The 13,264-nt window shown below is 65.2% G+C and carries 14 protein-coding genes; 2 read left to right on the top strand and 12 right to left on the bottom strand.

Annotation, left to right across the window (positions count from 1 at the left end; genetic code table 11):
• Positions 1-21: 21 nt before the first annotated feature.
• Together FJ414_RS12175 and FJ414_RS12170 are read left to right on the top strand one after the other, a co-directional pair.
• A complete protein-coding gene (locus tag FJ414_RS12175) occupies positions 22-1,209 on the top strand; it encodes a Gfo/Idh/MocA family oxidoreductase (protein ID WP_140644630.1) in 1,188 nt (395 codons plus the stop codon).
• Between the two features lie 224 nt (positions 1,210-1,433).
• A complete protein-coding gene (locus FJ414_RS12170; protein WP_140644629.1) occupies positions 1,434-2,285 on the top strand; it encodes a sugar phosphate isomerase/epimerase in 852 nt (283 codons plus the stop codon).
• A 223-nt stretch (positions 2,286-2,508) separates the two neighbouring features.
• On the opposite strand, the gene phnE (FJ414_RS12160) is transcribed toward FJ414_RS12170, so the two are convergent.
• From phnE (FJ414_RS12160) to phnG, 12 genes are all read right to left on the bottom strand, one after another.
• Positions 2,509-3,873, bottom strand: a complete 1,365-nt coding sequence (phnE, locus tag FJ414_RS12160) for a phosphonate ABC transporter, permease protein PhnE (RefSeq protein WP_140644628.1) — start codon at positions 3,871-3,873, stop codon at positions 2,509-2,511.
• 1 nt (position 3,874) lies between these two features.
• Positions 3,875-4,828: a phosphonate ABC transporter, permease protein PhnE gene (phnE, locus tag FJ414_RS12155; protein ID WP_140644627.1), complete on the bottom strand. Its 954-nt coding sequence runs from the start codon at positions 4,826-4,828 to the stop codon at positions 3,875-3,877.
• 58 nt (positions 4,829-4,886) lie between these two features.
• Positions 4,887-5,795: a phosphonate ABC transporter substrate-binding protein gene (gene phnD, locus FJ414_RS12150; RefSeq protein ID WP_140644626.1), complete on the bottom strand. Its 909-nt coding sequence runs from the start codon at positions 5,793-5,795 to the stop codon at positions 4,887-4,889.
• Between the two features lie 140 nt (positions 5,796-5,935).
• Positions 5,936-6,793: a phosphonate ABC transporter ATP-binding protein gene (gene phnC, locus FJ414_RS12145; RefSeq protein ID WP_140644625.1), complete on the bottom strand. Its 858-nt coding sequence runs from the start codon at positions 6,791-6,793 to the stop codon at positions 5,936-5,938.
• A 116-nt stretch (positions 6,794-6,909) separates the two neighbouring features.
• Positions 6,910-7,620 (bottom strand): DUF1868 domain-containing protein, encoded by a 711-nt coding sequence (locus FJ414_RS12140; RefSeq protein WP_140644624.1) that lies wholly within the window; start codon positions 7,618-7,620, stop codon positions 6,910-6,912.
• 116 nt (positions 7,621-7,736) lie between these two features.
• Entirely contained in the window at positions 7,737-8,348 is a 612-nt protein-coding gene (locus FJ414_RS12135; protein ID WP_140644623.1) for a DapH/DapD/GlmU-related protein, read from the bottom strand.
• Positions 8,345-9,052: a phosphonate C-P lyase system protein PhnL gene (gene phnL / locus FJ414_RS12130; RefSeq protein ID WP_140644622.1), complete on the bottom strand. Its 708-nt coding sequence runs from the start codon at positions 9,050-9,052 to the stop codon at positions 8,345-8,347. The genes FJ414_RS12135 and phnL overlap by 4 nt, the downstream gene beginning before the upstream one ends.
• A 68-nt stretch (positions 9,053-9,120) precedes the next feature.
• Complete coding sequence (gene phnK, locus FJ414_RS12125; protein WP_140544515.1) at positions 9,121-9,897, bottom strand: phosphonate C-P lyase system protein PhnK; 777 nt, start codon at positions 9,895-9,897, stop codon at positions 9,121-9,123.
• Positions 9,894-10,793 carry an alpha-D-ribose 1-methylphosphonate 5-phosphate C-P-lyase PhnJ gene (locus FJ414_RS12120; protein ID WP_140644621.1) on the bottom strand — a complete coding sequence of 300 codons (900 nt, stop codon included), beginning with the start codon at positions 10,791-10,793 and terminating at the stop codon, positions 9,894-9,896. The genes phnK and FJ414_RS12120 overlap by 4 nt, the downstream gene beginning before the upstream one ends.
• Positions 10,794-11,046: 253 nt before the next feature.
• A complete protein-coding gene (locus FJ414_RS12115; RefSeq protein WP_140644620.1) occupies positions 11,047-12,162 on the bottom strand; it encodes a carbon-phosphorus lyase complex subunit PhnI in 1,116 nt (371 codons plus the stop codon).
• 1 nt (position 12,163) lies between these two features.
• A complete protein-coding gene (phnH, locus tag FJ414_RS12110) occupies positions 12,164-12,775 on the bottom strand; it encodes a phosphonate C-P lyase system protein PhnH (RefSeq protein WP_140644619.1) in 612 nt (203 codons plus the stop codon).
• Positions 12,775-13,236, bottom strand: a complete 462-nt coding sequence (gene phnG, locus FJ414_RS12105; protein ID WP_140644618.1) for a phosphonate C-P lyase system protein PhnG — start codon at positions 13,234-13,236, stop codon at positions 12,775-12,777. The genes phnH and phnG overlap by 1 nt, the downstream gene beginning before the upstream one ends.
• Positions 13,237-13,264: the final 28 nt, after the last annotated feature.

Here is a 13,264-nt window from a genome sequence, read left to right as displayed (position 1 = left end):
GAGCTAAAGAGAGGACAAGAAATGGTCGGCGCATCGAAGTCGGAAGCGGGAGGCGGCCCGATCCGCTATGGCATGGTTGGCGGCGGGCAGGGTGCCTTCATCGGCGCGGTGCATCGCATCGCGGCGCGCATGGACAACGACTTCGTACTGGTGGCCGGCGCGCTGTCGTCGGATCCGGCGCGGGCGAAGGCATCGGCCGAAGAACTCGGACTCGATCCCGCGCGCAGCTACAGCTCCTATGCCGAGATGGCGAAGGCCGAGGCCAAGCGCCCCGACGGCATCGAGGCGGTGGCGATCGTGACGCCCAACAATGTGCATGTGCCGGCTGCCAAGGCCTTCCTTGAGGCCGGCATCCATGTCATCTGCGACAAGCCGCTGGCGACTTCGCTGGCCGAGGCGAAGAAGCTCGCGGCCCTTGTCGAGAAGACCGGCAAGGTGTTCGTGCTGACGCACAACTACACCGCCTACCCGATGATCCGGCAGGCGCGCGAGATGGTGGCCAAGGGCCAACTCGGCGACATCCGCATCGTGCAGTCGGAATATCCGCAGGACTGGCTGACCGAGGACCTCGCCGCCACCGGCCAGAAGCAGGCCTCGTGGCGCTCCGACCCCAAGCAGGCAGGCGCCGGCGGCGCGCTGGGCGACATCGGCACGCATGCCTACAATCTCGCCCGCTTCGTGTCCGGGCTGGAGCTAGATTCACTTTCGGCCGATCTCAATGCGTTCGTGCCGGGGCGCCAGCTCGACGACAATGTCAACGTCATGCTGCGCTTCAAGCCGGTCGGCAACAAGCATCCGGCCAAGGGCATGATCTGGGCAAGCCAGGTGGCGCCCGGCCACGAGAATGGGCTGAAGCTGCGCATCTATGGCTCCAAGGGTGGGCTGGAATGGGTGCAGGCCGACCCGAACTATCTCTGGTACACGCCGTTCGGCCAGCCGAAGCAGTTGCTCACCCGGGCCGGCGCCGGCGCGATGCCGGTCGCGGCCCGCGTCAGCCGTGTGCCGTCTGGCCATCCGGAGGGCTATCTCGAAGGTTTTGCCAATATCTACCAGGAGGCCGCAAGGGCCATCCGCGCGGCGCGCCGGAAGGGCGGCAAGCCCGGCAAGGACGTCGTCTTCCCGACGATCGCGGACGGCGTCGAAGGCATGGCCTTCATCGAGGCCTGCGTGAAGTCGTCGAAGAAGAATGGGGCGTGGACGAAACTGTAGGACGGCTGCGTCGTCCAAGGGAGTCCCCCCCTTACCCGGATTGCCAGCCGAATTGCGAAGAGCAATTCGGGGCAATCCGACCTCTCCCCGAGGGGAGAGGAGACAAGCGACGCCGGCGCCGACCTCTTCTCCCCTCGGGGAGAAGGTGGCCGCGAAGCGGCCGGATGAGGGGGAGTGTGGCCGGCCAACGCAAAGGGTTGGCCGCAAGCGGGGAGGGGGCGTCGATGAAAATCGGCATGTGCATGTTCTTGTGGACGACCAGCGTCTCGAAGAAGCACGAGGCGCTGCTGAAGGACATCAAGGCGACCGGCTTCGACGGCGTCGAGATACCGGTCTTCGTCGGGGCGCCCGACGACTACAAAAAGCTCGGCGAAATGCTCGACCGCATCGGCCTTGAGCGCACCGCGGTCTCGGCGATGGGCGATCCGGCGATGAACTTGATCTCGCCGGATGCCGCCACCCGCAAGGCCGGCATCGACTACATGAAATGGGCGGTCGACTGCAGCGCCGCGCTCGGCGCGGACACCCTCAGCGGGCCGCTGCATTCGACGCTGGGCGCCTTTTCCGGCAGCGGGCCGACGGCGGCCGAGAAGAAGCGATCGGTCGCCTCGCAACGCGCCATCGGCGACCATGCCGGCAAGAAGGGCGTGACCATCGGGCTCGAAGCGCTCAACCGCTTCGAATGCTACCTCGTCAACACCATGGCCGACCTGTCGGAGCATATCGACGCGATCGACCGGCCGCACATTAAGGCGATGTACGACACCTTCCACGCCAATATCGAGGAGGCCGACCCGATCGGCGCCTATACGAAGCATCGCCGAAACGTCGTCCATATCCACATTTCTGAGAATGACCGCGGCGTGCCGGGGCGCGGCAACATCCCCTGGAAGGAGACTTTCGCGGCGATCCGCCGGACCGGTTACGACGATTGGCTGACGATCGAGGCGTTCGGACGCTCGCTGAAGGACCTGGCTGCGGCGACGAAGGTGTGGCGCGATTTCGCGGAGAGCCCGGAGGCGGTTTATCGCGAGGGGTATCGTCATATCAGGGACGGGTGGAAGAAGGCGGCTTAGGGTGCACCGTCCGGCGGGCGTCGCGATCCTTCGCGCCCCCCTCTGTCCTGCCGGACATCTCCCCCACAAGGGGGGAGATTGGCGGCTTCGGCGTTCCGCTCAATCCTGTTGGGCGATTGGCGAAAGCCGCGATGACGGCTGATCTCCCCCCAAGTGGGGGAGATGCCCGGTAGGGCAGAGGGGGCGCTGTCCCGCCGACCTCTCCTTAGAAGCAGCAGTCCAACTACCCCCGCTCGGCCTGCAGCCTGTTGTAATCATGCAGCGTGCGGCTCAGCCTTCGGCGCAGGAAATTCGAGATGTTGTCGAAGATGAAGACGACGAGCAGCGTCAGCAGCACCATGTAGAAGACGTTGGCCCAGTTCGAGTTGGTGCGCATCGCTTCCCATAGTTTCAGACCGATGCCGCCAGCGCCGACGGCGCCGATGATGGTCGCGCCGCGGGTGTTGGATTCCCACTGGTAGAGCGTCTGGCTGATGAAGACCGGCACCACTTCCGGCATCACGCCGTAGCGCTGCACGAGCAGGCCGTTGGCGCCGGTCGAGAGCACGCCTTCGCGCGGCTTGTCGTCGATGTTCTCAAGCGCTTCGGAATAGGTTTTGCCCAATGTGCCGATCTCGGTGAAGAAGATCGCGGCACTGCCGGCCAGCGGTCCGGGGCCGAAGGCGCGGGTGAAGAACAGTGCCCAGATCAGCATGTCGACCGAGCGCATGAAGTCGAAGAAGCGTTTCAGCACCTGGCTGAGCAGGCCGCTCGGCGTGATGTTGCGGGCGGCGAAGAAGGCGAGCGGGAAGGCGACGATACCGCCGAGCAGCGTGCCGAGGAACGCCATGACGATGGTCTGCAGGAGTTTCGTCCAGACATCGCCGTGCTGCCACTGCGCGTTGTTCCAGATGTTGTCGGCGGCCAAGGCGAGGTTCGACGTGCCGGGCTGAAGCTCAGGCCCGGAGACGATCAGCGAGATGACCTCGCCGGCCGATTTGCCGAAGAAGGGCGAGCGCGTGTCGAAGACGAAATTGGCCCAGCCGAGGAAGCGCTTGCGAACCTTGACGCGGTCGACGGTGACGCGCACCTCGCCGGCGAAGCCCATCTTGGCGACGATCTCGTCGTCATGGACGGTCACCCAGTCGGGCACCGCGCCTGTGACCACCGGCTTGCCGCCGGTCAGCGCTATCGGCACGGTCACGCCATTGGCCGTGATCGTCGCCCTGGTCTTGTCGAAGGTGACGGATTTCGCATCGCCGTCGATCCGGACCGTGAAGGTGCCGTCGGGGTTCCTGACCACCCAATCGGGATTGGGGTTCTCGCCGAGCGCCGAAAAACGCGGATATTTGGGCGTGATCTCGGGCTGGTCGAGACGGAATTCCGGCTGCAAATCATAGCTGATCCATTGCGACAGGAAGAGCGGCAGGCGTTCCCAATGCGACTCGCGCAGCACCTGCGGCAGGCTGAAGAACCAGAGGGCGTAGGCAAGATAGAATACCGTGCCCGCGATCAGCAGCAACGGCCAGAAACGCTTGTAGGCCGGACGATGGAACACCTGCGGGTAGCGGCTTTCGATGGCGCTTAGTTCGTCGGCGGTCATAGCCATATCAAGCGCTCATCAGGAAAGCCTGCTCGCCGACAAGCTTGCGGCGCAGCCAGGCGGAGAACTGGTCGACGAGGAAGATGGTGATGAAGAGCAGGAGCACCAGCGCCAGCGTCTTGGCGCCGAAGCCGCGCGAGATGGAAAGCTTCAGCTCTTCGCCGATACCGCCGCCGCCGACCGCGCCCATGATGGTCGAGATGCGCACGTTGATCTCGATTCGGAGCAGCGTGTAGGACATGAAGTTGGGCAGAACCTGAGGCAGGTCGGCGAAGCGCACGCGCTCGAACCAGTTGGCGCCGACGGCGCGCAGGCCCTCCTCCGGGCGCATGTCGATGTTCTCGTTGATCTCGTAGAACAGCTTGCCCAGTGCGCCGATCGAATGCAGGCCGATGGCGATGATGGCCGCGACAGGGCCGATCGAGACGATGGCCGCGAACAGGCCGGCAATGACGATCTCGGGGAAGGCACGCAGCAGTTCCATGAAGCGCTTGACGACGAGCCGCAGGATCGGGTTCGGCGTCAGGTTGCGCGCGGCGATGAAGGAGAAGGGCACGGCGAAGACGAAACCGATGAAGGTCGAGACCAGCGCCACGTTCACCGTGGTCAGCATCAGCTCGAAATATTCAGGGATGTAGAAACCGCCCCAGACATAGACGCGGCCGAGCGGGAAGTTGAATTCCTGCGTGCCCTTGTCGTTGGGCGAGGCGATGTCGAACAACGCCCGCCAGACGTCGTTCCAGTCCTTCGGGACCAGCCAGCTCAGGAAATCGAGGATATGCGGCAGCCGGTCGAAGAAGTGGCCGGCATTGGCCTCGTCGGCGAACCACATGGTGGCGCACATGGCGACAAGCAGCAGCCCCACGCCAAGCGCGGTGTAGAAGCGGCGCAACGAGGTCTGGCGCCGCCAGGCGTCGGCCTGCTGGCGGGTGGCGTCGGAATGGAGTGTCGCTGATGTCATGATCGGGACATGCAAAAAGGGCGGTGCTGGAGGCACACCGCCCTTTCTGATCTTGCCATTAGCCGCCGATGGCGGCTTTGCGGGCTTCGACGATGACGTTGTAGAATTCCGGCTTTACAGGCACGTAGCCGGTGAAGTCGCCACCCTCGACGCCTTCGAAGCAAGCCTTGTCCTTGGCCGGCAGGGCGGTGAAGAAAGCGGTAAGCTTGGCGGTCATGTCGTCGCCCAGCGCGGTGCGCACGACCAGCGGACCGTTCGGGATCAGACCCGAGCGCCACACTTCGACGAAGTCGTTCGGGTCGACGGCGCCCTTGGAGACTTCCTTGTGGAAGGTGCCGGAGGTGTAGCCGTTCTTGAAGTCGCCGATACCCGAGGAATCGTCCACCGCCACGTCGACCTTGCCATCGCGCACGGCCAGCACGTTGTTCTCGTGGCCGCCGTTGAACTGGGTCGAGGCGAAATAGGTCTCGTTGGAGGCGCCGGTGTCCTTCGGAATCTGGGTCAGCGGGATCAGGTAGCCCGAGGTCGAATCCGGATCGGCGTAGCCGAGCTTCTTGCCCTTTGCCGACTTGATGTCGGTGATGCCGGAAGTCTTGAGCGCCAGGCCGATCGAATAATAGCCGGTGGACCCGTCGGTCTGCTTGGTCGTGAGGATCGGGGTGACAGCCTTCGGATCCTTGAGATAGACGCTGGCATAACCGGACGCGCCGAGTTCGGCGAAGTCGAGCGTGCCGCCGAGCAGGCCCTGGATGACGCCGTCATAGTCGGCGGCGGGGAACAGCGAGACCTTCTCGAAGCCGAATTCCGACTTCAGGTGGTCGGCCAGGCATTGGTAATTGCGCAGGCGGTCGGTCTCGTTCTCGCCGCCGAGGATGCCGACGCGGAATTCCTTGATATCAGCGGCATGCGCGGCGCTTGCCGCCATGGCAAGCAGCGAAACCGCCCCAAAAACCATCTTCCTGAACATTTCGATCTCTCTCCTGTTGTTCCGGCTGCGCCGGCTGCGTTCTGATTTTTCAAGTCTTGCCTTTGACGCTGGCGGGCGATCCGGGTTGCTCTGCTGAAATCCACGATTTGCCCGCACCGGCTGGGCCCGGGACGGTGGACTCAGTAGCCAGGGAAGGCTGGTTCGAGCGGTCCGGCGGATGCGGTCATCTTCGGCTTGATGGTCACGCTGGTCGACGTGATGGCTTCGGAGATCTCGGCGCCGCTGGCGTCGGCGCCATAGACCATGCGCACGGCGTCGCGGTCCAGGTCTTCCGGGGCGCCGTCGAAGACGACCTTGCCGGCGGCCATGCCGATGATGCGGGTGCAATAGGCGCGCGCGGTGTCCAGCGTGTGCAGGTTGGTGACGACGGTGATGCCTTCGCGCAGATTGATGTCGCGCAGCGAGTCCATCACCACCTTGGCGTTGAGCGGATCGAGCGAGGCGATCGGCTCGTCGGCCAGAAGCACTTTCGGCTGCTGCATCATGGCGCGGGCGATCGCGACACGCTGCTGCTGACCGCCGGACAGCGTGCCGGCCGGCTGCAGCGCGGTGCGGGCGATGTCGAGGCGCTCGAGCGCGGCGACCGCCTCGGCGCATTCGGTGCGCGTGAACATGCCCAGCAGATTGGAAACCGTCGAGCGATGGTTGAGGCGGCCGAGCAGCACATTGGTCAAGACGTCGAGGCGCGGCACGAGGTTGAACTGCTGGAAGATCATGGCGCAGTCGCGCTGCCAGCGGCGCAACGGCGGACCCTGCAGGCTGGAGACCTCGGCGCCGTCAAAAAAAATCGACCCCCGGCTGGGATCGATGAGACGGTTGATCATGCGCAAAAGCGTCGACTTGCCGGCGCCCGAACGGCCGATGATGCCAACCATCTGGCCGCGCGGGATCGAGATGTTGATGTCGCTGACGGCGGTGTTCTTGCCAAATCGTCGGGTTACGCCGCGGATTTCAAGCGTGGCCGATGATGCTGACATACCAAAACTCCAGTCCGTCGCGCTTTTGCAGGTCTGTTAACCTTCGCTAGCGCAGGCCGATGAAGCTGGGGTGTCGGATTGATGTCAGTTTTGTTACGTCCCACAGGCTTGGAGATTCAACCAAGCACCAGCAATTCCTCGAAATGCTTCATGTCCTTGAAGCTGCAGAAGGCCGGGGGCCTGAGCTCGATCACCGGAGCCTCGCGCTCGAGGAATGACAGGCAGTCATCGAACAGGTGCTGCCAGGCAGCGGCCCGCTCGTCGGCGAGGCGGCGGATCTGGTAGGCGAAGGTGATGTGGAAGGCATAAGTCTCGTGGTCCGGATGGCGGTAGCCGAACGGCACTGAAAGGGCATCGCGCCACGCTTTCAGGACGCGGCGGTCTTCCTCGGTGGCGCCGGCGACGGTGAGGCCGGTCGGCACGACTTCGACAATCTTGACCTTGAAGGGGCCGTGGCCCTCGAAGCCTTGCAGGCGACCGAGATAGAGCCGGGTCATGTCGTCGATGCCGGTGTCGAGCGCCACGTCCGATGGCCAGTAGGGAAGGCGGCGCCGGTATTCGATGATGCCCTGAAAGAGCGTCATGTGAAGGCTGGAGATCGGCGTGAAGGCGAGCCGATCGGCGTCGGGCATGGCCAGCATGCGCTCGCGGACCTCGATGATTGCAGCTTCGGAAGTAGAGCCGCCGACGAGGTGACTGACGACCGTGTTGCCGGGCTCGAGGAGGAAGTTGCCCGACGTGTCGTAACGAGTGCCGAGATGCACTGGCGCTATCGGATTGGTACCTTCGAAAAATCCGGCGAGCGAAGGTCTGACTGTGGCGAGCATCGCGATCTCCTTGGGGGAGATGGCGTCCTGTCCGAGTCATGTGTCAACGGTGTGAATGGTGAAGAGGATTTCCCTGGCCGGGGACCTTGTCTTCCGCCATTCGCCATTCACCGCACCTAGCCGCCATATTTCTCCAGGAACGCCTCGGCCTCCAGCTCGCGAAAATCGTCGAGGGCGGCGCGCAGCTTCGCGTGGTCCCAATCCCACCAGGCTAAAGCCTGGTAGCGCTCCGCGGTGCGGCGGTCGAAGCGCTCGCGGATCGGCTTTGCCGGCACGCCGCCGACGATGGTGTAGGGCGCGACGTCCTTCGACACCACCGCGCCCGCTCCAACCGCCGCGCCGTCGCCGACCGTCACGCCCGGCAGGACGGTCGAGCCATGGCCGAGCCAGGTATCGTGGCCGATGGTGACGCGTCTGGCGCGGCGCTCGGCGAAGAATGCGCTCTCATGCTCGGCGTCGTCCCAATAGTCGGACGCCCGATAGGTGAAGTGATGCAGCGTCGGCCGCCATGTCGGATGATTGGTGGCGTTGAGGCGGACGCTCGCCGCGATGTTGGAGAATTTGCCGATGGTCGCGCACCACACGGCACAGTCCTGCATCATGTAGGAATAGTCGCCGAGCTCGCATTCGGCGACGCGGCTGCGCTCGGCGATCTCGGTCCAGCGGCCGAGCGTCGAGTTTTCGACCTGCGCTGTCGGGTGGATCAGCGGCGTCTCCGAAAGCTTCATGCGGCGATCTTTCCGGCGGCGAAAGCGGTGACGTCGATGACGCGATCGGCCACCGCGTCGCGCACGTCGAGGTCGTGGAAGATGCCGAGCAGGGCAACGCCCGCCGCCTTCTTGGCGGCGATGAGCTCGACCACGACATCGCGGTTCTTCGCGTCGAGCGAGGCGGTGGGCTCGTCGAGCAGCAGGATCGGATGCTCGGTGATGAAGCCGCGCGCGATGTTGACGCGCTGCTGCTCGCCGCCGGAGAAGGTCGCCGGCGGCAGTGCCCAGAGCTTTTCCGGCAGGTTGAGCTGCGCCAACAGGGCGCGCGCTCTCGTCCGCGCGCTTTCCCTATCCTCGCCGCGCTCGACCAGCGGTTCGGCGACGACATCGAGCGCGGAGACGCGCGGCACGGTGCGCAGGAACTGGCTGACATAACCTATGGTGTGGCGGCGCACGGAAAGCACGGTGCGCGGGCTGGCGGAGGCGAGGTCGATCAAGCCGCCGCCATGCTGGACGATGATCTGGCCTTCATCCACGGCGTAGTTGCCATAGAGCATCTTCAGGATCGAGCTTTTTCCCGCGCCGGACGGGCCGCCGAGCACGGCGCATTCGCCGGCGCGGATCGAGAAGGAGACGCCCGCCACCACCGGCAGCGTGACGCCGTCGCGCAGATGCATGGTGAAGCTTTTGGCGACATCGGAAATGACGAGAGGAGTGGGCATATCAGAGTCCTTCGTTTTTCCGCATGATCTGATCCGAAAACCGGCTTCCACTTTTCGGGATCATGCGGTCACACCTGCAGGATGGAAGAAACGAGAAGCTGGGTATACGGCGCGCGCGGGTCGTCGAGCACGCGGTCGGTGAGGCCGCTTTCGACCACGCGCCCGTCCTTCATCACCATCATGCGTTGCGACAGCAATCGCGCCACGGCGAGGTCGTGGGTGACGACGATCGCGGCAAGCCCAAGATCGGTGACCAGCCCGCGCAATAGGTCGAGCAGGCGGGCCTGCACCGAAACGTCGAGGCCGCCGGTCGGCTCGTCCATGAAGACGAGCCGCGGGCCCGTCACCAGGTTGCGGGCGATCTGCAGGCGCTGGCGCATGCCGCCGGAAAAGGCGCGCGGCTCATCGTCGATGCGGTCCTCGTCGATCTCGACGCGCGACAGCCAGTCGACGGCGGTGGCGCGGATCTTGCCGTAGTGGCGGTCGCCGACCGCCATCAGCCTTTCGCCGACATTGGCGCCCGCCGACACGGTCATGCGCAGCCCATCGGCCGGGTTCTGATGGACGAAACCCCAGTCGGTGCGCATCAGGAAGCGGCGCTCGGCCTCGCTCATGCGGTAGAGCTCGCGCCACTGGCCGTCGCGCATGCGGTAGCTCGCGGTGCCGGAAGAGGGCAGTAGCCTGGTCGACAGGCAGTTGAGCAGCGTCGTCTTGCCGGAGCCGGACTCGCCGACCACCGCCAGGACCTCGCCCGGCCAGAGGTCGAAGGTGACGTTCTCGCAGCCGACGCGCGAGCCGTAGAATTTGGACAGCGCGGAAACGCGCAGCAGCGGTTCGTCGGTCATTCGGCCGGCTCCTTTGTTTCAAGGGCGAGATGGGTTTCCGGCGCGAGGTGGCCGTGATGACCATCGGCGCGGCGCTTCTCGCAGTGGTCAGTGTCCGAGCAGACGAACATGTGGCCGCCATGGTCATCGAGGATGACTTCGTCGAGATAGACATTCTCGGCGCCGCAGAGCGCGCAGGGCTGGTCGAAGGTCTGCACCTCGAAGGGATGGTCCTCGAAGTCCAGGCTGACGACGTCGGTGAAGGGCGGCACCGCATAAATGCGCTTTTCGCGGCCGGCGCCGAACAACTGCAGGGCTGGCGAGCGGTGCATCTTCGGATTGTCGAATTTGGGCGTCGGCGAAGGGTCCATCACATAACGGCCCTCGACCTTGACCGGGTACGCATAGGTGGTGGCGATGCGGCCGTGCTTGGCGATGTCCTCGTAGAGCTTCACATGCATGAGGCCGTATTCCTCCAGCGCATGCATTTTTCGCGTTTCGGTCTCGCGCGGCTCGAGGAAGCGCAGCGGCTCGGGGATCGGCACCTGGAAGACCAGCACCTGGCCCGCGTTGAGCGGATGCTCGGGAATGCGGTGGCGGGTCTGGATGATGCTCGCCTTGGCCGTCTCGGTGGTGACGGCGACCTTGGCGACCTTCTTGAAGAAGGCGCGGATCGAAACGGCGTTGGTGGTGTCGTCGGCGCCCTGGTCGATGACCTTCAACACGTCGTCCGGGCCGATGATCGAGGCGGTGACCTGCACGCCGCCGGTGCCCCAGCCATAAGGCATCGGCATCTCGCGCGAGGCGAAGGGCACTTGGTAACCGGGAATGGCGATGCCCTTCAAAATGGCGCGGCGGATCATCCGCTTGGTCTGCTCGTCGAGATAGGCGAAGTTGTAGGTGGCGATGTCGGTCATGGCGATCACGTCCGCTTCGTGCTATGGATTTGACGCTCAAGACGCGGAAGCAGATCCACATGGACTCTACCGGTTGGATGCATCTTGGCGTGCTGTTGCTGGTCTTCGCCGGCGTTGCGGCTTTTGCGCTCCGGAAGATGTTTCTCCCCGCGCCAAAGGAGCCCCCGCACGGCGAGACCGTTGGCGGCGCCAGTGGCTTTACTGGCCCTTGGTTTGGTGGCGGCGGCGGACATTCCGGTAGCGGGCACTGAACTCATTCCGCCGCCTCCCGCTTTTCCTCGGCGGCCTTGTCCTCGTTTTCCCGCGCCTCGTATTCGGCGCGCATGCGGCGAACCAGGCCGAGCTCGGCCTGGAAGTCGACATAATGCGGCAGCTTCAGGTGCTCGACGAAGCCTGTGGCCTGGACATTGTCGGAATGTGAGATGACGAATTCCTCGTCCTGCGCGGCGGCGACGACGTCCTCGCCAAGCTCGCCGGCGCGCAGCGCCCGGTCGCACAGCGCCATGGCCATCGCCTTGCGCTCGCTCTGGCCGAAGACCAGGCCGTAGCCGCGGGTGAACTGCGGCGGCGCCTTGGCCGAGCCCTTGAACTGGTTGACCATCTGGCATTCGGTGACGCGGATGGAGCCGACCGGCACGGCGAAGGGCAGTTCCGGCACGTCGAGTTCAAGCTCGACCTCGCCGATGCGCACCTCGCCCACGAAGGGATGGTTGCGGGCGTAGCCGCGCTGCGTCGAATAGCCGAGCGCCAGGAGAAAACCCTCGTCGCCCCGTGACAGTGCCTGCAAGCGGATGTCGCGCGCCATCGGGAATTGCAGCGGCTCGCGCGTGATATCGCCAGGCACGTGGTCAAGCGGCATGTCGCCATCGGCCTCGATCAGGCCTTCATGGGCGAGGATCGCCGAAACGCGCGGCATGGCCTCTGGCTCGACCGGACGCTGCGCCGGCGTCTCGACCTCGGCGCCGGCGGCAAGCTCGGGATCGAGCAGGCGGTGGGTGTAGTCGAAAGTCGGACCAAGCACCTGGCCGCCGGGCAGGTCCTTGTAGGTTGCCGACACGCGCCGCTCGAGCTGCATCGTGCCGGTATCGACGGGGTTGGTGTAGCCGAAGCGCGGCAGCGTGGTGCGATAGGCGCGCACCAGGAAGATCGCCTCGATCATATCGCCGCGCGCCTGGACGACGGCGAGAGCCGCCAGCTCGCGATCATAGAGCGAGCCTTCGCTCATCACCCGGTCGACGCCGAGCGCCAGCTGCTCGACGATCTGGTCGAGGCGCAGCGCCGGCACCGAGCGGTCACCGCGGCGGCGGTCGGCCAGCAGCCGATGGGCGTTGGCAATTGCGGCCTCGCCGCCTTTCACCGCGACATACATGTCATGCCTCCATCGACTTGATGCGGGTGGTGCGCGGCAGGCAGGCGAGGCTGCCGGGCGCCGCCAGGATGATGTCGACGCCGCGCGGGAAACGCTGGTTGTTCTGCTTCCACTGCTCGACGAAATGGCGCGGCATGCCCGGAGGCGCGATCATCGACGTCTTTTCGATCCCAGGACCGTCGAGCAGCAGCGACGGGCCCGAAGCGAGATCATCGACTAGGAGGATCAGCGTCGTCGAGCGATCGGGATATTCTTGCGTGCCCTGCGCAAAACCGTCGAGCGCCGCCATCTCTTTCGGATTGGCGATCAGGGCGAAATGCGCGTCGGCGGGCGTGTTGGCCAAAGGCGCGCCGGTGTGAAAGCCGAGCCATGCCTTGACCGAGGCGTCCGCCTGCAGCGGCGGATCGAGCCAGACTGGCGTGTCGTTGTCGCAGAGCGCCAGCGCGACCGCGCCTGCCGTCGCCGACAATGGCGCTGGCGGGCGGGCGAGTTGCGGCAGGTCCTGGACGGTGCCGGGGCGCGCCATCGCGTCCATGATGGCGCGGAAGACGGTCTGCGCGTCGAAAACCGGCTCGGTGAAGCCGCCGTCGATCGATTGCGTGGCGATGTCCATCAGTCCTCTCCGCGCACCATGGTGAAGAAATCCACTTTCGTTGCCGCCGTCTCGACGCGCCGCATCTCGCGCGCCGCATCGAGCGCCGCGCGCAAGGGCGCGACCAGCTTCGTCTCGACCGCCTCGCGATGCGCCGGGTCCTGCCAGAGCGCGTCGGCGATCGCCGCGAGCTTTGCCTTGCCCTTGTCGCGGCCGAGCGCATAGGAGTGGCCGACCTTGCCGGATGGCAGCCGCACCGTGGCGCGGGTGACTGTCGCCTCGCCGACATTGAACGGCGCGCCGCCGCCGCCGATCCGCCCGCGCACCGTCACCAATCCGGTCTCCGGGCCGCGCAAAAGCTCTGCCTCGGACGGCAGGCCCGCTTCGTTCCACAGACGGGAGATCTCATCGGCTGCGGCATGCGCCAGCGTCGCCATCAAGGCCTTCCGCCCGGCCTGCTCGCGCGCTTCCTGTCCTCGCATGGCATCGCTCCTCACATGCATAAATTTG

This window comes from Mesorhizobium sp. B3-1-6 (assembly GCF_006439555.1).
In the GTDB taxonomy this organism is placed as follows: Bacteria; Pseudomonadota; Alphaproteobacteria; order Rhizobiales; family Rhizobiaceae; genus Mesorhizobium.
This window is presented reverse-complemented; position numbering and strand designations above follow the sequence as displayed.

Coding starts and splice junctions, on each gene's coding strand:
- FJ414_RS12135 (WP_140644623.1), bottom strand. CDS start 8,348: ATGAAGCTTTCGGAGACGCCGCTGATCCACCCGACAGCGCAGGTCGAA.
- FJ414_RS12120 (WP_140644621.1), bottom strand. CDS start 10,793: ATGACCGACATCGCCACCTACAACTTCGCCTATCTCGACGAGCAGACC.
- FJ414_RS12140 (WP_140644624.1), bottom strand. CDS start 7,620: ATGCTCGCCACAGTCAGACCTTCGCTCGCCGGATTTTTCGAAGGTACC.
- FJ414_RS12175 (WP_140644630.1), top strand. CDS start 22: ATGGTCGGCGCATCGAAGTCGGAAGCGGGAGGCGGCCCGATCCGCTAT.
- phnE (WP_140644627.1), bottom strand. CDS start 4,828: ATGACATCAGCGACACTCCATTCCGACGCCACCCGCCAGCAGGCCGAC.
- phnL (WP_140644622.1), bottom strand. CDS start 9,052: ATGCCCACTCCTCTCGTCATTTCCGATGTCGCCAAAAGCTTCACCATG.
- phnG (WP_140644618.1), bottom strand. CDS start 13,236: ATGCGAGGACAGGAAGCGCGCGAGCAGGCCGGGCGGAAGGCCTTGATG.
- phnH (WP_140644619.1), bottom strand. CDS start 12,775: ATGGACATCGCCACGCAATCGATCGACGGCGGCTTCACCGAGCCGGTT.
- phnE (WP_140644628.1), bottom strand. CDS start 3,873: ATGGCTATGACCGCCGACGAACTAAGCGCCATCGAAAGCCGCTACCCG.
- phnK (WP_140544515.1), bottom strand. CDS start 9,897: ATGACCGACGAACCGCTGCTGCGCGTTTCCGCGCTGTCCAAATTCTAC.
- FJ414_RS12170 (WP_140644629.1), top strand. CDS start 1,434: ATGAAAATCGGCATGTGCATGTTCTTGTGGACGACCAGCGTCTCGAAG.
- phnC (WP_140644625.1), bottom strand. CDS start 6,793: ATGTCAGCATCATCGGCCACGCTTGAAATCCGCGGCGTAACCCGACGA.
- phnD (WP_140644626.1), bottom strand. CDS start 5,795: ATGTTCAGGAAGATGGTTTTTGGGGCGGTTTCGCTGCTTGCCATGGCG.
- FJ414_RS12115 (WP_140644620.1), bottom strand. CDS start 12,162: ATGTATGTCGCGGTGAAAGGCGGCGAGGCCGCAATTGCCAACGCCCAT.